Origin of the sequence: Agarivorans sp. JK6, assembly GCF_045277145.1 — a bacterium.
GTDB lineage: Bacteria > Pseudomonadota > Gammaproteobacteria > Enterobacterales > Celerinatantimonadaceae > Agarivorans > Agarivorans albus.
In genome coordinates, this window is sequence record NZ_CP113525.1 from 2,942,501 (window position 1) to 2,964,525 (window position 22,025).

At 44.6% G+C, this 22,025-nt stretch carries 17 protein-coding genes; 6 read left to right on the plus strand and 11 right to left on the minus strand.

Features of this window, described 5'->3' with window-relative positions:
- Together OV592_RS13700 and OV592_RS13705 are read right to left on the minus strand one after the other, a co-directional pair.
- The gene (locus tag OV592_RS13700; RefSeq protein ID WP_406608965.1) at window positions 1-2,001 is read right to left on the minus strand and encodes a methyl-accepting chemotaxis protein; all 2,001 of its coding nucleotides are present in this window, start codon (window positions 1,999-2,001) and stop codon (window positions 1-3) included.
- Between the two features lie 107 nt (window positions 2,002-2,108).
- Window positions 2,109-5,780, minus strand: a complete 3,672-nt coding sequence (locus OV592_RS13705; RefSeq protein ID WP_406608966.1) for an ATP-binding protein — start codon at window positions 5,778-5,780, stop codon at window positions 2,109-2,111.
- A 168-nt stretch (window positions 5,781-5,948) separates the two neighbouring features.
- Between OV592_RS13705 and rcsF the strand changes: the two genes are divergently transcribed.
- From rcsF to OV592_RS13735, 6 genes are all read left to right on the plus strand, one after another.
- Window positions 5,949-6,320 carry an Rcs stress response system protein RcsF gene (gene rcsF, locus OV592_RS13710; protein ID WP_194164041.1) on the plus strand — a complete coding sequence of 124 codons (372 nt, stop codon included), beginning with the start codon at window positions 5,949-5,951 and terminating at the stop codon, window positions 6,318-6,320.
- Complete coding sequence (gene tsaA, locus OV592_RS13715; RefSeq protein ID WP_406608967.1) at window positions 6,320-7,039, plus strand: tRNA (N6-threonylcarbamoyladenosine(37)-N6)-methyltransferase TrmO; 720 nt, start codon at window positions 6,320-6,322, stop codon at window positions 7,037-7,039. Before rcsF ends, tsaA begins: the two co-directional genes overlap by 1 nt.
- The gene (locus OV592_RS13720) at window positions 7,029-7,649 is read left to right on the plus strand and encodes an acyltransferase (RefSeq protein ID WP_406608968.1); all 621 of its coding nucleotides are present in this window, start codon (window positions 7,029-7,031) and stop codon (window positions 7,647-7,649) included. Before tsaA ends, OV592_RS13720 begins: the two co-directional genes overlap by 11 nt.
- A gap of 59 nt (window positions 7,650-7,708) precedes the next feature.
- A complete protein-coding gene (locus OV592_RS13725) occupies window positions 7,709-9,409 on the plus strand; it encodes a proline--tRNA ligase (RefSeq protein ID WP_406608969.1) in 1,701 nt (566 codons plus the stop codon).
- Between the two features lie 104 nt (window positions 9,410-9,513).
- On the plus strand, window positions 9,514-10,659 hold the full coding sequence (locus tag OV592_RS13730; RefSeq protein WP_406608970.1) for a patatin-like phospholipase family protein: 1,146 nt from the start codon (window positions 9,514-9,516) through the stop codon (window positions 10,657-10,659).
- Window positions 10,660-10,739: 80 nt separating this feature from the next.
- Entirely contained in the window at window positions 10,740-11,621 is an 882-nt protein-coding gene (locus OV592_RS13735; protein ID WP_016401168.1) for a GGDEF domain-containing protein, read from the plus strand.
- Here the strand turns inward: OV592_RS13735 and tilS are convergent.
- From tilS to OV592_RS13780, 9 genes are read right to left on the minus strand one after another with little or no spacing between them, the layout of a single operon-like run.
- Window positions 11,599-12,921, minus strand: a complete 1,323-nt coding sequence (gene tilS, locus OV592_RS13740; RefSeq protein WP_406608971.1) for a tRNA lysidine(34) synthetase TilS — start codon at window positions 12,919-12,921, stop codon at window positions 11,599-11,601. The two genes, OV592_RS13735 and tilS, sit on opposite strands and share 23 nt — an antisense overlap.
- A gap of 48 nt (window positions 12,922-12,969) precedes the next feature.
- On the minus strand, window positions 12,970-13,926 hold the full coding sequence (gene accA / locus OV592_RS13745) for an acetyl-CoA carboxylase carboxyl transferase subunit alpha (protein ID WP_016401170.1): 957 nt from the start codon (window positions 13,924-13,926) through the stop codon (window positions 12,970-12,972).
- Between the two features lie 12 nt (window positions 13,927-13,938).
- Window positions 13,939-17,424 (minus strand): DNA polymerase III subunit alpha, encoded by a 3,486-nt coding sequence (dnaE, locus tag OV592_RS13750; RefSeq protein ID WP_406608972.1) that lies wholly within the window; start codon window positions 17,422-17,424, stop codon window positions 13,939-13,941.
- 2 nt (window positions 17,425-17,426) lie between these two features.
- Complete coding sequence (gene rnhB, locus OV592_RS13755) at window positions 17,427-18,023, minus strand: ribonuclease HII (protein ID WP_406608973.1); 597 nt, start codon at window positions 18,021-18,023, stop codon at window positions 17,427-17,429.
- Window positions 18,024-18,053: 30 nt separating this feature from the next.
- The gene (gene lpxB / locus OV592_RS13760; protein WP_406608974.1) at window positions 18,054-19,196 is read right to left on the minus strand and encodes a lipid-A-disaccharide synthase; all 1,143 of its coding nucleotides are present in this window, start codon (window positions 19,194-19,196) and stop codon (window positions 18,054-18,056) included.
- Window positions 19,196-19,984 (minus strand): acyl-ACP--UDP-N-acetylglucosamine O-acyltransferase, encoded by a 789-nt coding sequence (gene lpxA / locus OV592_RS13765; protein WP_406608975.1) that lies wholly within the window; start codon window positions 19,982-19,984, stop codon window positions 19,196-19,198. The genes lpxB and lpxA overlap by 1 nt, the downstream gene beginning before the upstream one ends.
- Before the next feature lie 12 nt (window positions 19,985-19,996).
- Window positions 19,997-20,452, minus strand: a complete 456-nt coding sequence (gene fabZ, locus OV592_RS13770) for a 3-hydroxyacyl-ACP dehydratase FabZ (RefSeq protein WP_016401175.1) — start codon at window positions 20,450-20,452, stop codon at window positions 19,997-19,999.
- Between the two features lie 14 nt (window positions 20,453-20,466).
- On the minus strand, window positions 20,467-21,492 hold the full coding sequence (gene lpxD, locus OV592_RS13775; protein WP_406608976.1) for a UDP-3-O-(3-hydroxymyristoyl)glucosamine N-acyltransferase: 1,026 nt from the start codon (window positions 21,490-21,492) through the stop codon (window positions 20,467-20,469).
- 2 nt (window positions 21,493-21,494) lie between these two features.
- Window positions 21,495-22,004, minus strand: coding sequence for an OmpH family outer membrane protein (locus OV592_RS13780; protein ID WP_016401177.1), 510 nt, complete (start codon window positions 22,002-22,004; stop codon window positions 21,495-21,497).
- Window positions 22,005-22,025 lie beyond the last annotated feature (21 nt).

Sequence of the window (22,025 nt, forward strand, 5' to 3'; positions counted from 1 at the left end):
CTACAATACAAAGCGTTGAATTTGTTGCTTGAGTTGATTGGATTTTTCTTCTAACGACTTGGCATCATCTACACTAGATTGGGCTTCACTCACTGAATCTTGAGCAATAAGGGCAATTGTTTCCAGTGTTGCCGCCACATCTGAGGCCACTGCAGATTGTTCCTCGGTGGCTGCTGCAATCGCGGTAACCATTTCGGTAACACCCTGAGTAGTGTCGATAACTTGATGCAACGCATCTCCTGCCTTATTAACTACATTGCGGCCGCTAGAAACCAGTTCGGTACTCTTTGACATACTCTGATTAGCCGCTTCAGTTAGGCTACGAATTTGGTTGATAATTCGAGCAATCTCTTCTGTGGATTGGCTAGTTCGGCTAGCTAAGCTACGAACCTCATCAGCAACTACAGCAAAACCACGCCCTTGCTCGCCAGCACGAGCTGCTTCAATGGCTGCATTTAACGCTAACAAGTTGGTTTGTTCAGCGATACCAGCGATTACATCGGTAATCTTTTCTACTTCTTCACCCGCCAGGTTTAACTTAGCGATGTGCTGATTACTATCACTTACAGAACCTTCGATTTTTTGCATAATGGAAATGGTATCTGTGACCACTTGCCCACCTTGGCTTGCGACGTCTCCGCAATCTCTTGCATGGTCAGCAGCTTGAGAAGTGTTTTGCGCTATTTCTCTGGCTGCTACAGACATCTCTTCAATAGCAGTAGCCGCTGAGTCAACTTTCGAACGCTGTTCATCAAGAGCTGTGCCAATGCCCGAGCTCTTATCAAAGACCTTCACACTGCTTTGACTCACATCTGCAGCAGTTTGATTAACCTCTGTTATTAATCCTTTTAGCTGTTCTGCCATCGCATTAATGGAGCCAGTAAGCTGCCCTACCTCGTCTTTAGCGCTAACCTTCAATGCCGGTTGCGAAAGGTTTCCGTTAGCTATTTGCATTGCTCGCTGATTAACTAGAGCTAGGTTGGATTTAATTTGACGAGTTAACCAAAGCACCACCAAGCCACCTAATAACGCGGCAATAGCAGCACCAGCAAATACCACCAGCACAACTTGCTCGCCTAAACGCTCTAGTTCCTGTTGGTGGCTCACTAACACATTTTGCTGCTGCATATTCCAGTCATTAAGTTTCAGTTCAATATCGGCCACTAAGGGAATAACTTCGTTGGCCATACGGTGATTGGCAATATTCCAGTCAGGAGCTGCTCGTATCACAAACATTTCATCGACTAAGGGAACAAAAATATCAACTAACTCGACAAACTGTTGCCACAACCGAGCTTGTTCTTCGGTAAATAAATTATTTGCGGCCTCTACATCGGCTACCCGCTGTTTATGCCTGGCAAAATACTCTTGGTATTTCTCTTGTTCGTATTTATCGCCAGTAATAATAAAACTACGCAAGCTGGTAAGGGCATTGGCCAGTTCATTACGCGCTTCGCTCATATCTGCTAACAAACGTACCCGTTTTTTGGGGCTATATAAGCCGGGTTGAGAAATTTCTTCGGTGACTGCGCTAGAAACCTGGTTCATCGCTTCTTCAGCTAAGGGGGCAATATCAAACAGCAATAAAGCGTGTGCAGGTAGGTTATCTTCGCTATTGGAAATTTTGATAATTTGTTGCTGCAGTTCTTTTAAGGCTAAAAAGCTAGTTAAGGTTTGCTCTGGAACCGCTATATCGCTTAACAATTGAATTTGCTCTACGGCCAAATCAATGTTGAGCCAAGACTGTTCAAATAGGCTTTGAAAATGCTCGGCGCGTTGTTTATCTGCGCCATGGATGAGGTAGGCTCGAAGGGCACTAAGCGATTGCTGAAGGTGTCGCTCAATTTCTTTGCTTTGGGCAACTACAGGAACACTAACTTCAACTATTTGCCGCTCTTTTTGAGCAATTTTATCTAGTTGAATAAACACGATAACGGCGGAACAAAACATCAAAATAGCAACGAAACCAAAAGCCGATAACAGCTTATTCGAGATAGACACGAAGATAACTCCTTTCCACAAAAAACGATGCTGTTGTTTAAGGCTAGTCTATTTACCTAAAGCAACAACGCATCGTGGTTTACATCCAGCAAACCAAAAATACGAATCTATTTAGAATATAAGCGGATATGCTGTTCGATTTCCAGCATAGTTTCACTAAGCGTTTCAAATAAGCCAGCAGCAAGTGCTATATGCTCATCCAAAATCGGTTGTTTTTTTAAGCCCTCTTCAAGCGCTAAACACTGAGCTTGTAAACTGCTTGCACCGAAATAACTACTACTAGATTTAAGGCCATGCGCTAAGCGTACTGCATCTTGGTAACGCTTAACCTTTAAAGCTTGCAATAGCTCTTCAATCATCGCCTCTGCGCCCTTTTGATATTCCTGCAATAAGGCATCAAACTCATCCCCCATACTTTCTTGCAGCTTAGTAAGCTCAGTTGTTGAAATCCGTTGATATTGAACGTTAGAAAGCTCATCACTACTTGTTAGCAGTGTTTGCTCAACACTAGCATTTTTTGTATTCAACCATTTACGCAGGCAAACATATAAGCCCACTCGGTCAAATGGCTTAGTCACATAGTCATCCATTCCAGCATCAAAACAAGCCTGTTTTGCTTCTAAGCTAACGCTTGCTGTTAACGCAATAATGGGAATTCGCTGAGCAAGGTTTTCTAGTTCCCGAATAACCATTGTGGCTTCATAACCATCCATGTCAGGCATCAAGCAATCCATTAAAATGAGAGAAAGTTTTGAGCCCCAACGCTTAAACAGATCTATGGCTTCATGGCCATCACGAGCGATCATCACTTTAAGGCCAAAACTGTCTAACATATGGCTAGCAACACGTTGATTAACCACGGTGTCTTCAACCAACAGCACATGGCCAGACAACTTGCTTAATACAGCCTGTTCACGACTGTCGGTAACACTTACGCTCAACACATCATCTTCAACACTTTGCAAAGGTAAGCTCACACTAAATTCTGAGCCAACCCCTAAACCCGATGTCACTGATATATCACCATCCATTAAGGATACAATGCGCTGACAAATGGCCAGCCCTAAGCCAGTGCCGCCATAACGACGGGTTGTTGAGCTGTCAGCCTGAGCAAAAGGCATGAATAAATTGTTGATAGACTCATCGGCAATACCAATGCCGCTGTCGGTTACTCTTACTAAGACAGTTTCCTCGGCACCTGGTTGTTGACTATATTCAACACTCAAATTCACCGTGCCCACTTCGGTAAACTTAATCGCATTATTGACGAGGTTAATAAATATTTGCTGCACCCTGCCCTGATCACCAATGAACACCTTAGGTAAATGTTCAGGGTAATCGAGATGCAAACTCAAGTGCTTGGCTTTAGCTTGAGGAGAGAATAATTTAACGACTTCCAGCAAGGTTAAATGCAAGCTAAAAGCATCCAAGCGTAGCTCCATTTTACCGGCTTCTACCTTAGAGAAATCCAATACGTCATTAACAATCACCAATAAAGCTTTGCCAGAAAGGCGAATGGTATTCACGTGCTCAATTTGCTCCTCAGATAACGAGGAAGCACTAAGTAACTGAGTCATTCCTAAAATACCATTTAGAGGGGTTCGGATCTCGTGACTCATCATTGCTAAAAAGTCGCTTTTTGCTTGCGAAGCTGTTTCTGCATCTCGCCTAGCAATGCTTAACTGCTGCTGGCTACGCTGGTGTTCGGCAATCTCGTCATTGAGCTGCTCAGTACGAGCATCTACTTTTGCCGTCATTTGGCCTATGGCTCGGGCTAATACGCCCACTTCATCATTAGATTTATCTGGTAAGGTCACCTGTATATTGCGCTCACCAAACAACAACGTTGCGTTGGTAATGTAGCGCAGTGGCGCAACTATAGTGTGAGCAAAAAACCAGCCTACTAGCACCATTAAGCCGATTACCACAGCTGCTGCTAACAAAGCTTGCTTAGCCGCCATTTGTGAGGCCGCGATAGTTTCCTCGTAATCAGTTATTTGCACTAAATCCAAATACTCTTGGTCGTTCGACGGCAAATAAGGCAGACGCTGAATACTTAGTATGTAAGAGCCAAACTTAACCACTTGTTCTGGTAAGTCTTTAACTGGGGAGTTAATTAGCTGCTTGATGCGTTGATATTCTGAGGCTTGAAAGCTCGTAGACTGCCCTCTGCCATGCTCACTGCGCCACAATCGCTCTCCATTAATGTCGAACACTAACAAAGGCCCAATGGTGGTTTCAGCATGTTGACTAGAACGATTTGATGACGCTTGCTGAGATACTTTAAATAAATCATCAAGGCGATACTCAAAAAGCCATATAGCGGCAACGCCACCATCGCTATGCTGGACACTGGTTGCCAAGTACCATACGCCTTGGCTATTTTGTCTAATTGTTTGAGCGTGCACTCTGTCTGGCAACTTTTCTGCGTCTAATAGCAAAGCCTTAGGCAGCGTTTGACCAATTCGCTTTCCTACTGAGAGGTATTCAAATTGTTGGCCTTGGCTAACCACAATAAGATGCGCGGCCAGTAAAGCTTTTTCCCGTTTAAGTAACTGACGAATATCGCTACTTAAGCGCGAATGCCAAAAATCGGGTTCAACATTGATGAAGCGTTCATCTACAAATTGCTGCTGAATAAACCCATCAAGTAAAGATTGCTCGGCTAGATGGCTGAGCTCTTCATAAGCATGAGATATTTCTCGATCTAGGCGCTCAACTTGAATTGCATTTCGTAAACTTAATTGCTGTTCACGCTCGCTCTCTAAACTGGCAACAAAAGAAAAATAAAAGATAAGGTAAGTTACCGTAACCCCGGCTACCACCAAGCAACCGCTGAGCAAGGTAACGTAAGTACTAATGGAGCTTTTACTGCGTTTAAACCATGAGTACTGCTTCCCCCTCGCTCGATCCATTAAGCGAATCAACCGGTCTTCGCGGCGTCGCTCCCGCTCTATGGTGGTTACTGGCGCAGGCGCTCTTAACTCCAAGTAGCTAGCAACGGCAACCACCAAGTAACTACTTAGCTTAATTAACGACAAGGAAAACACGGCAAAGCTGTTAACACCTAAGTTTTCTGACACCGGCCAAAAGTACAAAATAAATTGAATGCACACACACGCAAATACGCCACATTCAAGGGTGCAATTTAGCCAACGGCCACGCCAGCCAAAATAAGCGATAGCAATCGCAAATACCGCAGTAACCAATAATTCCAACACTGAATGAAGATGGGATAAAGCCACCTGCATAAAAGGTAATGACACCACATAAAGAAAGGCGACACTTAGGAAAGAAAATATCACACTACCGATAGCCAGCACCGCGATGCTCATCTTCCCACCGTTGGCTAAGCGCTCGTAACGGCTAAGCAGCACCCCGCAAATGAGCAACACTGCAGCTAAAAAGCCACGTGTAATTAGCCCAGACCATATCGCTACAGTATTCGAAGATAGTGGCTGAACACTTAAAAAGGAGGGATAGTTGAGAATAAAGTAGCAAAGCTCTAAACCCGACACCGAGAAAAAGGCGGCGCCAAAAACCAACATCGTGTAACTGTATTTCTTACGGTAAAAACTGCGGCACATTAAGCCAACAGAAAGCGGCAAAATAATGCTAAGCATCGCCACCATAACAGTAACTAAGGGAGCCACTGACGCTGAAGACTGGCGCCCCCAAAAGGCCAGAGCTACCACCAACACCAGCGAAAATAGCAAGCCAATGCTGTGCCGCCATGCTAAATCTAAATTGCGAAACATGCTGATGTTAGGTTTAGACATTACCTATATCCTTGGTAAAACATCCTAAAAACTTTTTCGCTATTCAGCATTAACTTGAAACAACAAGCGAAACTAAGTGATGTTATAATAAACCCAGTATTATCAATAAGTACATGTCAATTTTACCAGCTAATGACCAGCTTCAAGTATTTGATTCAAGGGAAGTGTATGCGTGTTTTTCTAATAATGGCGCTTAGCAGCAGCCTAATAGCTTGTAGTGGCAACTACAGTTTTAATACCAACGTCGATAAAGAAAACTTTGAAAACTATTTGCCTGCCACCGAAGTGGAAATAGTTAACGATGAACAAATCGATCCCCTGCAAGCAGAATACTTAGGCATTGTAGAAGGGCTAAGTTGCCAAGAAAAAGCCAATCAAGCACCACCGCAGAAAGTGGATGCACGCAATAATCTTCGCGAGCAAGCCGCCGGTATTGGGGCCAATGTAGTCACTATTCAACAATGTTACCCAATTGAAGAACCTGCAGCATGCATTGCCATGTTAAGTTGTTTTGGCAAAGCCTACAGAATTGAAAAGTAATGAATATCCAGCTATCTCCTTTGGGCCTTATCCACTCCCCTTATCAAGAGAAGTTTTCGGTGCCACGTCAGCCCGGCTTGGTTAATGCCACAACCAGCAGCTTAGTCTTCAACTCCGACTTTAATGACCCTGATTTACTAGACAATGTGGAGCAGTTTAGTCACTTTTGGTTAGTGTTTGCCTTTCATCAAAATATTAAATCTGGCTGGAAAGCCAAGGTACGCCCACCACGTTTAGGCGGTAACAAAAAAGTGGGCGTATTGGCATCTCGTTCGTCATTTCGCCCTAATCACTTAGGTTTATCCTTACTTGAACTTAGTCACGTTGAACGCAGCCCAAATAAGTTGGCCATGCATTTCAAAGGTGGCGATTTAGTTAACGGCACTCCTATTTATGATGTAAAGCCCTACTTACCTTACGCCGACAGTATTCCAGAAGCGCAGGCTGGTTACGCACAACAAGCACCACAGCAACAGTTACTAGTGATTTGGTCTCAGCAAGCCTTGCAACAAGCTCAACAGCTGAATATAGAACAAGCTCAACGGCTGGTGATAGAGCAGGTATTAGCCCAAGATCCACGCCCAGCATACAAACAAAACAAAACTGACGACCGAGAGTATGGTGTGGCCTTATATCAATTCAATATCCGCTGGCGAATCCTAGAAGTTAATGCAAGTGAGTCACAAGTAGAAATTGTTTCGGTGAGCCATGCAGCTTGAACCTCAGGACTATCAGCAACAACACAAACAGCGCCTTGCTTGGATGCCATGGCTTTATTACCGTTTAAAAGCGAAACACCTGCAATGGGCCAAGCCCTGGCAAAATGATATCCAACAACATTTGCAAGCACTAGAAACCGTACAAATTGGTGAGAACTGTTTCATTGCCCCAGACGCCAATATATTTGCCGAGCCAGGGCGTTTAGTCTCGCTAGGCAATAGCTCGTTTGTGGCTGCTCAAAGCTTCTTGCATGGCCCAATAACCATTGGCGACTATGTAGCTATAAACCACGGCTGCTCCATCGACGGCGGGCAAAAAGGCGTAAGCATTGGCAACAACAGCCGTATTGCTAACGGCGTAAAAATTTATGCCTTCAACCATGGCATGCACCCAGAGCAAGATATTTGGCGGCAAAACAGCCAATCCAAAGGCGTCACAATTGGCGAAGATGTGTGGATTGGTGCGAACGCCTGTATTGTTGACGGCATTGAAATTGGCGACCATGCGGTCGTAGGCATGGGAGCGGTAGTCACTAAAAATGTGGCTAAATGGGCTATCGTTGCCGGTAACCCTGCAAAAATCATCGGCGACCGCCGTGACAAGGCCTGACAGAGCGAAATTAGCCTGTTACAATCGCCGCAATTTAATAGCTAAATGAAAGGACAGATATGCGTTCTAGCAAATATCTTCTGGCAACTCAGAAAGAAACTCCGAGCGATGCAGAGATTGTATCTCACCAGTTAATGCTGCGCGCTGGCATGGTAAGAAAATTAGCCTCAGGTTTATATACTTGGCTGCCCAATGGTTTGCGTGTTCTTTCAAAAGTAGAACAAATTGTTCGTGAAGAAATGAATGCCAGTGGCTCTATTGAGATCCACATGCCTACTGTTCAACCTTCAGATTTATGGCAAGAAACCGGCCGCTGGGACAAGTTTGGCCCAGAGCTGCTTCGCTTTAAAGACCGTCACTCGCGCGATTTTGTACTAGGCCCTACCCACGAAGAAGTGGTTACCGAATTAGTCCGCAGAGAAGTAAACAGCTATAAGCAACTTCCGCTTAACTTGTTCCAAATTCAAGCCAAGTTCCGTGATGAAGTTCGCCCGCGTTTCGGCGTTATGCGCTCTCGCGAATTTTTAATGAAAGACGCCTACTCTTTCCACTTATCCGATGAATGCTTACAAAGCACTTATGATGATATGTACGCAGCTTACTGCCGTATCTTTGAGCGTTTAGGTTTAGAGTACCGCCCAGTATTGGCCGACACTGGCAGCATTGGTGGCAGCGTATCCCATGAGTTCCACGTTCTCGCCGAGTCTGGCGAAGATGCAATCGTATTCTCTGATAACAGCGACTACGCGGCAAACATTGAAAAAGCAGAGGCCTTAGCCCCTGCAGGTGAGCGCCCAGCACCTAGCCAAGAGATGCAAGAAGTGGCTACGCCAAATGCTAAAACCATTGCTGAGCTAGTTGAACAGTTCGACATTAAGGTTGAACAAACAGTTAAAACCTTGATTGTGAAAGCCAGTGAAGAATCTGAGCATTCACTTATTGCATTAATTTTGCGTGGCGACCACGAGCTCAATGAAATTAAAGCAGAAAACTTAACTGAGATAGCTTCACCGCTTGAGTTTGCTAGTGAAGAAGAAATTCGCGCTGCAGTTGGCGCAGGCCCAGGCTCTTTAGGACCAGTTAATTTACCAATGCCAGTTATTGTAGACCGCGCTGCCGCGCACTGTAGTGACTTTGGCGCAGGTGCTAACGTAGATGATAAACACTTCTTCGGTATCAACTGGGAGCGAGATGTAGCACTTGGCGAAGTTGCTGATCTACGCAATGTGGTAGAAGGCGATCCAAGCCCTTGCGGTTCAGGTAATTTATCAATTAAACGTGGGATCGAAGTTGGTCATATTTTCCAACTTGGTGATGCCTACGCTAAATCAATGAACGCTGCGGTGCTTAATGAGCAAGGTAAAAACCAAACCTTAACCATGGGTTGTTACGGCGTGGGTGTATCTCGTATCGTTGCTGCAGCTATTGAGCAAAACAACGACAAATACGGTATTACTTGGCCAGATGCAATTGCGCCATTCAAGCTAGCCATTGTACCGATGAACATGCACAAATCTCATCGCGTTCAAGAAGTGGCTAACAAGCTTTACGAAGAAGCCAAGCAGCGTGGTATTGATGTATTGTTTGACGATCGTAAAGAGCGTCCAGGTGTTATGTTTGCCGACATAGAATTGATTGGCATTCCACACGTTATCGTTATTGGTGACCGCAGCCTAGACAAAGGTGTGATTGAATACAAAAATCGTCGCAGTGGAGAAAAAGTTGAAGTGGCTGTAGAGCAAATCTTCGACCAATTCTAAGATCTGTAAATTGACTAAAAAGCCGGCCTTCGCCGGCTTTTTTTGTTTTTGGGAGTGTGATATCACCAGTAAGCAGTGATAAAACGCTGTGCTAAGATATTATTATGAATCAAAAGGCTAGCACTAAAAACAAACCCAAAGTCGCTCTCGTTCTTACCGGCGGCGGCGCGCGAGCGGCCTACCAAGTTGGGGTTCTAAAAGCGATTGCGGAGCAATACCCAAGAAACCATGCCAGTCCCTTTTCAATACTTTGTGGTACTTCCGCGGGTGCGATAAACGCTACTGCGCTAGGTGTCTATGCCTCCTGCTTTCGATTAGGGGTTAAAAAACTTGAATATATTTGGCGTAACTTTAAATGTAAGCAAGTTTTTAGAACCGACAGTTTAGCCATAGCCAAGCAATTATCATCAATGGTGTGCAAAAGCCTGCATGCAGACTATAGCCAGCAACAAGGCTTTTCCCTACTCAATAACCAGCCCTTACAAGCCTTATTAAACGATTATCTTAACTACAAGCGGATCGATCAGAACATTGCCACTGGCTATCTGCATGCCTTATCGGTCACCGCTTCAAATTACCAAGACGGTCAGTCCTTATCTTTTTTTCAAGCCAAGCAGCATCAACAAAACTGGCAACGCGCCAGGCGGCTGGGGCGAAAAACCCAAATCCATACCAGTCACCTACTTGCTTCAACAGCCATACCTCTGATATTTCCAGCAGAGAAAGTAGGTCAAGATTACTACGGCGATGGCTCCATTCATCAGCTTTGCCCACTTAGCCCCGCAATCCATTTAGGTGCTGATAAAATACTGGCGATTCATTTAGAGCAGCCTCGCAAACCCAACTGCGCAATAGATTGTCCTCCGCCGAATAGCGCAACAATTGCAGGTCATCTTCTCGACTCGGTGTTTTCCGATACTCTTAATTCAGACTTAGAGCGCTTACAACGTATTAATCGAACTATTGAGTTATTAACACCACAACAGCAAAAACAATTAGATTTGCGCCCTATTCACTCTTTAAGTATCAAACCTAATATCGATTTCGAACAAACCGCACACAACCACTTTAGTATATTGCCACTTTCGGTACGGCTGATGCTGGCTACCTTAGGCATTAAAAAAGACAAACCTTCGGCCATCACCAGCTTTTTAATGTTCGAGCAAGATTACACTAACTATCTGATAAGAGAGGGATACCAAAACACTTCGCAGCAAATTGACAAAATTTTGGCTTTTTTGGAAGATTAGCTGGCCTACAAATTGCTTTATTCTTAACTAGCGGCGTTTTTTGACGCTAAACAGCAAGATTAGATAAGAGTAAAGTAACTATGGATTCTCTACAATTAGCGCAGAACAATATTGTAAGCCCAAGAAAAATATCACATTTTTCTAATGACGCTAAACTTAGTGCTGTTCAGAAGCTGAGTATTCTTGAGTCTTTGCAAGAAAGCTTACAGTTAGATGAGTTACTGCAAAACTTTGCCGCTATGGCAACGAATTACGTTGAGTTTTCCGCCATGCGTTTAGTTAGTGATAGCCTGCAAACCGAAGTGAGCCTATTTGAAGGCCAGCGCTACTACCGTAGTTTTAATCTCAACAATAAAAGCCAGCCCTTAGCGATTGTTACCTTTACCCGCGATACTCCGTTTCAGCGTAATGAAATTCATCAACTCCGCCAGCTAACGCAGCTACTGCAGGCTCCATTAAAACATGCCCTGCAGATAGCACGATTACAAGAACGCGTGCGTAATGACTACTTAACCGGTATCGGTAATCGTGCCCATTTCGATGAATCTTTACATACGTCGATCGAACAGCAAACCCGTCAAAGCCAGCAACAAGGTGGCTTAGTACTTATGCTGTTAGACTTGAACAAGTTTAAGCAAGTGAATGATTCGCTTGGCCATCCGGTTGGCGATCAAGTATTGATTAGCTTTGCCAAAGTACTCGAGTCGGTAATTAGAAGCGGCGATCAAGCCTTTAGAGTAGGTGGTGATGAGTTTGCCATGTTATTGCGCCCGGCCACCGAGTACTCTGCGCAAAAAGTGATTAAACGCTTACACGCTAAACTTGAAGAGTCGCCACTACTGGCTCAATACGATATTTCAGCGAGTATTGGAGTAAGCGAATGGACACCTGGCAGCAATAGCGAAAGCCTAATCCAAAGCGCCGACGAACAGCTTTACGCTAACAAGTCGGCAACCAGTTAAGAGCAATGCCCTTATTATTAGGGCATGCATAATCTTGCTGAATGTAAATGTCAGCTACTGCCACTAGTACTTCATCATAAAATACAAAAGGTAAGCGATTGCGCTGCCATGGCGGTAACTTGCATTCTTGCAATAGCTTCTTAATGCTTCTACTGCCAACGCGCCCAAACGCTTTAAACTCTTTTTGCTCTAGATGAGTTCTAAATTTAACACTAACTTGTTGGGAACTTGAAGGCGGCAATAACTTGCCACCATTTTGCCAAGCTAATTGACTACCATTATCCAAGGTTAATATTGGTGTGCTAGCAAGCTCCCAGTTAGTCACTAAGTTTGACTCAAGCAATTCAACTTTTCTCACCAAATACAAACAAGCTTGAAAGCGGCGACACTCCCCTTCTGCTAATGTAACAGCTACCTTGGCATCTTGTTGTGCAGAGGCTTGAGTGAGGATCTGCGCTAATTGCGCTTGGCTTGGGTAAGCCCAACCCATACGTTTAAACCAGTAACGGAGCACGTTTCTTTGGCGCTTTGGCGAAAGCAGTAACAAGCTTTCGCAACACAACGTTTGCTCACTCTCAAGCGTTTGGTAATCAGACTCAGCCAGCTCTTCCAACAAATCGACAGATTCTTGTAGTAATTGAACACTACGCTGAGTGGAAGCTAGCCATTGGGGCCAGCGCCCTGTTAGCTCTGGCAATATCTTATGCCGCAAAAAGTTACGATCAAACTCTAAAGACTGGTTGCTTGGGTCTTCTATCCAGCTGAGTCGCTGTTGCCTAGCATAGTCTGCTAACTCTGCTCGCGTTACAGATAACAGAGGCCTTAACAAGCACCCAGCAGCAAAATTCCGCATTGGCGGCATAGCAGCTAAGCCTTGTAAGCCACTTCCCCGCTTTAGCGCTAGCATAAAGGTTTCGAACTGGTCGTCGGCATGGTGTCCCGTTAGCAAGCAGCTATGAGCATCCATATGTTTCGCTAAAGCTTGATAACGCTTTTCTCTCGCCACCGCTTCCAAGCTAGAGCGTGCTTTTACTTCAACATCAACCATCTCAGCCACAAAGGGTAAACCCAAAGCCTCTGCTTGCTGCTGACAGTTAAGTTGCCAATTATTTGCTTGCTCTTGCAGGCCATGGTTTACGTGCACAACTAGTAATTCTAAGTGCCGGTGAGATTTATGGTACTGGGCTGCTAAGTGCAATAGAACGCTTGAATCTAAGCCGCCACTAAGGGCAATAACAATACGTTGAGTTGTTGACGGAAGAGAAACTAGGGAGTGTGAAAAGCGAGATTGAAGGGACAAATTAACCTCTTAATAGGGCACTGGAGATACCAATGCCCTAGTTCATTATTAGCAATATCCGTAGGACATTAAGCGCTGATAGCGCTGCTCTAACAAGGTTTCAGTGTCTAATGCTGATAGGCTTTCTAAATCGCTCAATAGCTTAGTTTTTAGATTAAGCGCCATCGCGGCAACATCACGGTGGGCGCCACCTAAAGGCTCTGGAACAATGTCATTAATTAAATCTAATTCTTTAAGGCGTTCTGAAGTAATGCCCATAGCATCGGCTGCAACAGGCGCTTTATCAGCACTCTTCCATAAAATCGAAGCACAACCTTCTGGAGAAATCACCGAGTAAGTGCTGTACTGAAGCATGTTAACGCGGTCGCCTACACCAATTGCCAAGGCGCCGCCAGAGCCACCCTCACCAATAACGGTACAAATAGTTGGCACCTTTAAGCCAGCCATAACCAATAGATTTTTAGCAATTGCCTCACTTTGTCCACGCTCTTCTGCGCCTACGCCTGGATATGCTCCAGGAGTATCAATGAAGGTAATGATTGGCATATTAAAACGCTCAGCCATTTCCATCAAACGAAGCGCTTTGCGGTAGCCTTCTGGTTTTGGCATACCAAAGTTACGACGGATTTTTTCTTTGGTTTCGCGACCTTTTTGCTGGCCAATAACCATTACTGGTTTGCCATCTAGACGTGCCATACCACCAACAATAGCTTCGTCGTTAGCGTAAGCTCTATCACCAGCTAATTCATCAAAGTCAGTGAAAATGTGCTCGATGTAATCCAACACATATGGGCGATTAGGATGACGCGCTAGCTGGGCGACTTGCCAAGCACCTAAGTCTGAGAATATTTTTTGGGTTAAATCGTTTTGCTTTTGTTGCAAACGAGAGATTTCTTCCTGTAAATCTACATCTACGCCAGATTCTTCATTTACAATGCACAACTCTTCAATTTGCGCTTGCAGCTCAGCAATCGGCTGCTCAAACTCTAGAAAATTCGGATTCATATAATCTTTTTCTTAATTAAATTCTAGGGTGACTTGCTGTTGTCCCAGCAGTTGGGTCAACGCCTCTATTAAATCTTCACTCGGCGTAATTCGCCAATCGGTGCCTAAGCTTAACATGCCACTGGCATTATCGCCCTCATAACTTATTGCTATTGGGCAGGTTCCCGCTCGATAAGGCTCTAATACTTCGTAAAATCTTTGCCAAAATAGTTCATCTAGCTGGTCGCGACACATTCGCAAACGCAGTTTTTTCATCCAGCGTTCACGAGCCATCGACAAATCCATGACTTCACGAGCAGTCATTTTAATGCCTCCGGAGAAATCATCAACGCTGACCTCTCCTTGAATCACCAACATGCGATCTTTTTCTAATAATTCTTGGTAGGTATCGAATGCTTCACTAAAGAACATCACATCCAAACGGGCACTGCGATCATCGAGTTGAATGATGCCCATTTTAGAGCCCCGCTTGGTAAGCATTACCCGCGTAGATAACACTAAGCCCGCTACCGTTGATGTAGTACCGCGGCCGGTGGGGCGTATATCTACCAAGCGACCAGTAGTATATTGACGAAACTCTTTTAAATAGCGATTAACTGGGTGACCGGTTAAGTATAAGCCAAGGGTTTCTTTTTCCCCTTCTAACCAGACTTTTTCTGTCCAAACAGGTTCATCAATAAACTCTGGGCGTTCATCCTCTTCTTCAGCAATGATACCGAATAAGTCTTCTTGGCCCCGAGCTGAGGCTTTTGCATGTTGTGAAGCGGCTTGCATAGCTGTTGGCAAAGTCACCATCATTGCGGCGCGATGCGGGCCTAGCTTGTCCATAGCTCCGGCCATAATAAGTTTTTCAATCACCCTTTTATTGATTTTCTTGAGATCTAAGCGACAACAAAAATCAAACAGATCAATAAATGGTCCACTTTGTCTGGCCTCTAAAATCGCTTCAATGGGGCCTTCACCTACCCCTTTAATCGCGCCAATACCGTAAACAATTTCTTCATCGGCATTCACCGAAAACTTAAACAAGCCAGTGTTTACATCGGGCGGCACCAGCTTCAGCCCCATGTTGTTACATTCATCTACTAAAGTAACAATTTTGTCGGTGTTATCCATATCGGCCGACATCACCGCTGCCATAAAGTACGCAGGGTAATGCGCCTTCATCCATAAAGTTTGATAAGAAACTAAAGCGTAAGCAGCGGAGTGAGACTTGTTAAAACCATAGCCAGCGAACTTTTCTACCAAGTCAAAGATCTTCATGGACAGTTCGCCATCAACCCCATTCTTAATAGAGCCTTCTTCAAATACTGCCCGCTGCTTGGCCATTTCCTCAGGTTTTTTCTTACCCATAGCCCGGCGTAACATGTCAGCGCCACCGAGGGTATAACCTGCTAGAACCTGAGCAATCTGCATTACCTGTTCTTGGTAAAGAATAATACCGTAGGTCGGCTCTAGAATAGGTTGCAGGCTGTCGTGTTGCCAAGTTTCATCAGGGTAAGAAATAGCTTCTCGACCATGTTTACGTTCGATAAAGTTATCTACCATGCCTGATTGCAACGGACCGGGACGAAACAGGGCAACAAGTGCAATCATATCTTCAAAACAATCGGGCTTAAGACGCTTAATCAAATCCTTCATACCACGAGATTCCAACTGGAATACCGCGGTTGTTTTGCAATCTTGCAGTAATCTAAATGATTTTGGGTCAGTGGTAGAAATTGCCGCAATATCGATTGGCTGCTCACCCTTGGCTTCTAACACTGGGTTGAGCATATCCAAAGCCCATTGAATAATCGTCAGTGTACGCAAGCCTAAGAAGTCAAACTTCACTAAGCCGGCATATTCAACATCATTCTTATCAAACTGGGTAACTGGGTTTTTACCCTCTGCATCACAATACAAGGGGGCAAAGTCGGTAATAGTGGTGGGCGAAATTACTACGCCACCAGCGTGTTTACCCGCGTTACGCGTAACCCCTTCGAGGATACGAGCCATATCGATTAGCTCGCGAACTTCTTGATCAGCGTTATACAGCTCTGGCAAACGCGGTTCAGCCTCAAAGGCTTTTTCTAGGGTCATTCCCGGATCGGGTGGAATCAACTTGGAGATCCGGTCAACAAAACCAAAAGGATGACCTAATACTCGACCTACGTCACGCACTACTGCTTTAGCAGCCATAGTACCAAAGGTGATAATCTGCGATACCGCATCTCGACCATATAGCTCAGCTACGTGGTCGATTACCTCGTCACGACGATCCATGCAAAAATCGACATCGAAGTCAGGCATAGATACCCGCTCGGGGTTCAAAAATCGCTCGAATAGTAAGTCGAATTCAAGCGGATCTAAATCGGTAATTTTTTGCGCATAAGCTACCAACGAACCAGCGCCCGAGCCCCGGCCAGGTCCAACCGGAATATTGTTATCCTTACTCCACTGAATGAACTCCATTACGATGAGAAAGTAACCAGGGAAACCCATTTGGTTAATTACATCAAGTTCAATTTGTAAACGTTCGTCGTATTCCGGACGACGTTTTGCTCGCTCTTCAGGGTCGGGAAACAAAAACTCTAAGCGCTCTTCTAAACCGTCCCAAGATACTTTACAGAAGAACTCTTCAATGGGCAGGCCTTCGGTGGGAAAGTCAGGCAAAAAGTACTCACCTAAGCGCACCGTTACATTACAGCGTTTAGCGATTTCAACTGAGTTTTGCAGTGCTTCGGGAATATCTGCAAACAACTCCTGCATTTCTTGCTCGCTGCGAAGATATTGCTGCGCACTATATTTTTTAGGTCTGCGGCTATCATCGATAGCAAAACCATCGTGAATGGCAACCCGCACTTCATGAGGTTGAAACTGATCTTCTTCTAAAAAAACAACTTCATTGGTAGCGACTACAGGCAAGCCTTTATCGCCCGCTAACGCAACGGCCATGTGCAGGTAGTTTTCTTCGTCGGGGCGGCCGGTGCGAATTAACTCTAAAAAGTAATGATTTGGGAAATACTTTTGGTAAAATGCAAGACTTCGCTCAACGATATCGTGGTTACCTTTAAGTAAGGCTTTGCCCACATCACCTTGGCGACCACCAGACAGAACAATCACTCCTTCAGCATGTTCACTAAGCCATTGCTTATCAATAACCGGCTTACCCTGCAGCTGCCCTCGCAAATAGGCCCGTGAGATGAGCATAGTGATGTTCTGATAACCTTTGTTATTGGTAGCTAATAAGGTTAATCGAAACTGGTCATCACCTAATTCATCTGACTGAACAAAAAAATCACAACCGACAATGGGCTTAATCCCTTGGTTATGAGCTTCGCCGTAAAACTTAACTAAACCACAGAGGTTAGTTTGATCAGTTAAAGCAATGGCCGGCATGTTTAACTCGGCCGCTTTTGCAACAATGGGTTTTACTTTTTTTAAGCCATCAACCATCGAAAAGTCTGAATGGACCCGAAGGTGAATGAAAGATGGATTTGGTGTAGGTTCTGACAAAACTACAGCTCTCCTAGTACCCGCTGTACGGGTTTAAAACTGCGCCGATGCTCGGCAATAGCACCGTGTTTCTCCAACATTTCTAGGTGTAAGGCCGTTGGGTAGCCTTTATGCTTGGCAAATTGATAATCTGGGTAACGGGCATCTAATTCGACCATTTCTTGGTCTCGAGCCACTTTTGCGATAATAGATGCAGCGCTAATTTCGGCCACCAAACCATCACCTTTTATCACCGCTTGGCAGGGGATGCTTAACTGAGGCTCTCGGTTGCCGTCGATCAACGCAAACTCAGGTGTAACGCTCAAAGCCGCAACGGCTCTAGACATAGCCAGCATGGTTGCGTGCAAAATATTCAACTTATCTATTTCTTGAGGAGTTGCCCGGCCTATCGCCCAGGCTATTGCATGCTGCTTAATCTCTTCGGCTAGTACCAAACGTTTTTTCTCAGAGAGCTTTTTGGAATCGTTTAGTCCTGCAATTGGCTGCTTAGGATCAAGGATAACCGCTGCGGTTACCACATCACCCACTAAAGGGCCCCGCCCTACTTCATCGACGCCAGCAAAAACAGAATAACCAGAAGGATAAACAAAAGGCGTCATGACAACTCCAAAAAACGCGTATAAGGAAAACTAACTATTTATTACTTCAATAACCGCTTGCGCTGCTTTGTGGTCAGCATCACAACGGATTTGTTGGTGCAATTCAGTAAACTTATCGATGAGTTTGCTGTTATCACTTTCAAGTAGGCGACTTAACTCGGCCACAATGTTGTCGCTGGTACAGTCTTCCTGTACATATTCTTGCACAATCATTTTGTCGGCAAGCAAATTAGGCAAGGCAGCGAACTTAGCATTAACAATTAACTTTGCAATTCGATAAGTCAAAGGCTTAAAACGATAAGCTACTACCATAGGCCGTTTTACTAACATCGCTTCCAGCGTTGCCGTGCCAGAAGCTAATAAAATAGCGTCTGCTGCGGTCATCACGGTGCGAGCTTGTCCGTCGATAACTTTAATATCTAGCTCTGGCGCATGCTCATTGACTAAAGATTCAAATTGCTCCCGGCGACGCTGATTAACTAAAGGAGCAACCAGTTGTAGATCTGGATACTGCTCAAGTAATTTTTTAGCGGACTCAAGGAAGACTGGTGTAAGCAAGCCCACTTCAGCATTTCGACTACCAGGCAATATCGCTAGTACTTTTCTAGAACTGTCTAAACCTAGCTTTTCAATGGCAGGCAATTGGGGGCTTTCAAGAGGAACTTGATCAGCCAAGGTGTGCCCAACAAACTCACAAGGCACTTCGAAGCGATCATAAAAAGCTTTTTCAAATGGCAAGAAAACCAGAATTTTATTGCAGCCCTCTTTAATTTTGAAAACTCGCTTTTGTTTCCATGCCCAAACGGAGGGGCTAACGTAATGAACAGTTTTAACACCTTTAGCGTGCAGTTTATGTTCTACGCCTAAGTTAAAATCTGGAGCATCAATGCCAATGTAAATGTCTGGTGGAGATTGAATATATTGTTGGAGCAGTTGTTTGCGGATTTTGATTATACGCGGTAAGCGCCCTAGCACTTCCACTAGCCCCATTACCGATAGCTCTTCCATATCAAACAAGGCCTCACAGCCTTGCTCTTGCATTAATGGACCCGCGATGCCGGAGAAGCGCGCATTGGGGTATTGCTGTTTAAGTGCAGAAATTAAACCGGCACCTAAAATATCGCCGGAGACTTCCCCGGCGACGATAGCGATATGCAAATCCGCCTGAGCCATTAGCGAACAATGCCTCGCCCATTTTCTTTTAGAAAATCGGCGAACAACTTAACCTCTGGGTATTGCTCAGCAGATAACTCTATCTGGCTTAGCGCTTCCTCTAAAGTATTGCCACTACGGTAAAGCGTTTTGTAAGCTTGGCGAATCGCCTTAATAGCATCCTTACTAAAACCTCTACGCAATAAACCCTCGGTATTAACTGCTACTGGGCGAGCATAGTTACCTACAGCCATCACATAGGGAGGAACATCTTTGTTAACAGCTGCGCAGCCACCTACAAAGGCGTAAGAACCCACTTTACCAAACTGATGAATTGCCGCTTGACCGCCAAAAATAACGTTATCGCCAATAGTGACGTGACCAGCTAAAGTCGCGTTGTTAGCAAAAATACAGCCGTTACCTACAACACAATCGTGGGCAACGTGGGCATTAATCATAAACAAGCAGTTACTGCCAATCTTAGTAATGCTTTGGTCTTGGGTAGTGCCCCGGTGAATCGTCACACTCTCACGGATAGTATTGTTATCGCCAATTTCTAAATAGGTTTCTTCACCGGCATATTTTAAGTCTTGGCAGTCTTCACCTACCGAGGCAAATTGGAAAATGCGGTTATTATTGCCAATTTTAGAGTGGCCTTTAATCACTACATGTGAAGCGATTTGACAGTTCTCACCAATCTCAACGTCACCGCGAATAATGGTAAAAGCACCAACAGTAGTGTTGGCACCAATTTTTACATTACCTTCGATGATGGCGCTTGGATGTATACTTGCAGTGCTATCTATCATATTCAGCTCCACTTACTTGTAGGCCCTACGTGCGCACATGATTTCGCCGCTACAAACCACTTCGCCTTCTACCTTGGCAACACAGTTAAATTTACCGATGCCGCGACGGTCGCGTAATAATTCAACTTCGAGGTGCAATACATCGCCAGGACCAACCGGCTTCTTAAAGCGAGCATTATCGATACCAGCGAAATAGTAAAGCTCGTTATCGGCTGGCTTAGTGGTAGATTTAAACGCCAATATCCCAGTACACTGAGCCAGTGCTTCAAGAATCAATACGCCTGGGAAAACAGGTTGTTGCGGAAAGTGACCAGTAAAAAACGGTTCGTTAAAAGTTACGTTTTTAATGGCGTGTAGCGTTTTACCTTCTTCAAAATCCAATACCCGGTCTACCAACAAAAATGGGTAACGGTGGGGCAAAAGCTCCATGATATCTTGAATTTCTAAGCGGTTAAGTTGTTTAGTCAAAATCTGTTCCTAGTTTAGTCAGCTTCAGCGCTGTTCTTGCGCTCTAAGCTTACAATGCGTTTATGCATCTCATCTATTTGAGATAGGCGAGCCATTGATTTTCGCCACTGACGATTAGCTTGGGTTGGCATGCCAGAAGAATAAGTGCCTGGTTCACTAATTGATTTAGTGACCATAGAGTAACCGGTGATAGTCACTTGGTCGCATATATCGATATGGCCGTTAATGCCAACACCACCACCAATAATGCAATAACGGCCAATATTAGTGCTACCGGCAATCCCAGTAGTACCTGCAATGGCAGTTCCGGTACCAATCGTTACATTGTGAGCGATATGCACTTGATTATCGATAATCACGTTTGACGCAATCTCAGTATTGTCTAACGCCCCTCGGTCGATAGAAACCGAAGCACCGATTTCAACTTTATCGCCAATAATCACCGTGCCCAATTGCGGAATTTTTACCCATTGGCCTTGCTTATTGGCATAACCAAAACCGTCACAACCAACCACAGTGTTGCTTTGAATTAAACACTGCTGGCCAATTTGAACTTCATGATAGATGCTGCAATTAGCCCATAATTTTGTCTCTGCACCAATCTCTGCATTTTTACCGACAAAGCAACCCGCTCCAATTTGCACGTTATCGCCTAAAAAAGCACCGCTTTCAATAACTGCATTAGCGCCAATAGAGACATTGTTACCAATTTTAGCGCCATCTTCGATAATAGCGGATGGATGAATACTGCTTGCGCTAGCTGGGGTGGTATCTAGTAGCTGCGCTAATTGGGCATAACTAACATAAGGGTCTTCACTTATCAGGGTATTGCCAGAAAAAGCATCAGCATGACTTTTCGACAAAATAAGCGCACCAGCTTTGCTAGTGGCCAGCAAAGGCTTGTACTTTGCGTTTGTTAAAAAGCTTATCTCTTGCGCCCCTGCTTTTTCAAAGGGGGCGATATTTGAAATAACTAGCTCGGGATCACCCTGAAGGGTAAGCCCGAGTTGCTCAGCGATTTGGCCAAGGCTTAGTGTCATATTTACTTACTCTTACTCACTTGTTGAACAACCTGCTTGGTAATATCCAAAGAGTCAGATGCATACGCTGTTGCATCTAAAGGTAATACTAAATCGTAGCCCTGTGCTTTAGATACTTCAACAATTGCGTCTTGAACTTTAATCATCAATTTTTGTTGCTCTTCAGCGCCGCGACGGCGTTGGTCTTCTTCTAAGTTTTTACGCTTAAGTTTGTATTCAGCCTGCATAGTTTCAAGCTGACGAGTAATCTTAGTTACTTCCTGCTGACCTAGCAGCTCGCCATCCTTTTCACGTTTGTCATAAAGACGCTGCATTTCAGCTTCCAAGCCACGAACTTCTTGCACACGCACTTCAAATTCGTCTTTTAGCGTTTTTTGTAAAGTGTCACGCTGAGGCAATTGTTGAAAAACTTCAGCGATATTAATCACAGCAATTTTAGTTTCTGCTAGCGCACTAAAACTCGGGGTTACGATAGTTGCAGCAAGGGCAACAGCAGCAATTAGTTTTTTCAAAAGATTTACTCCTAAAATCAA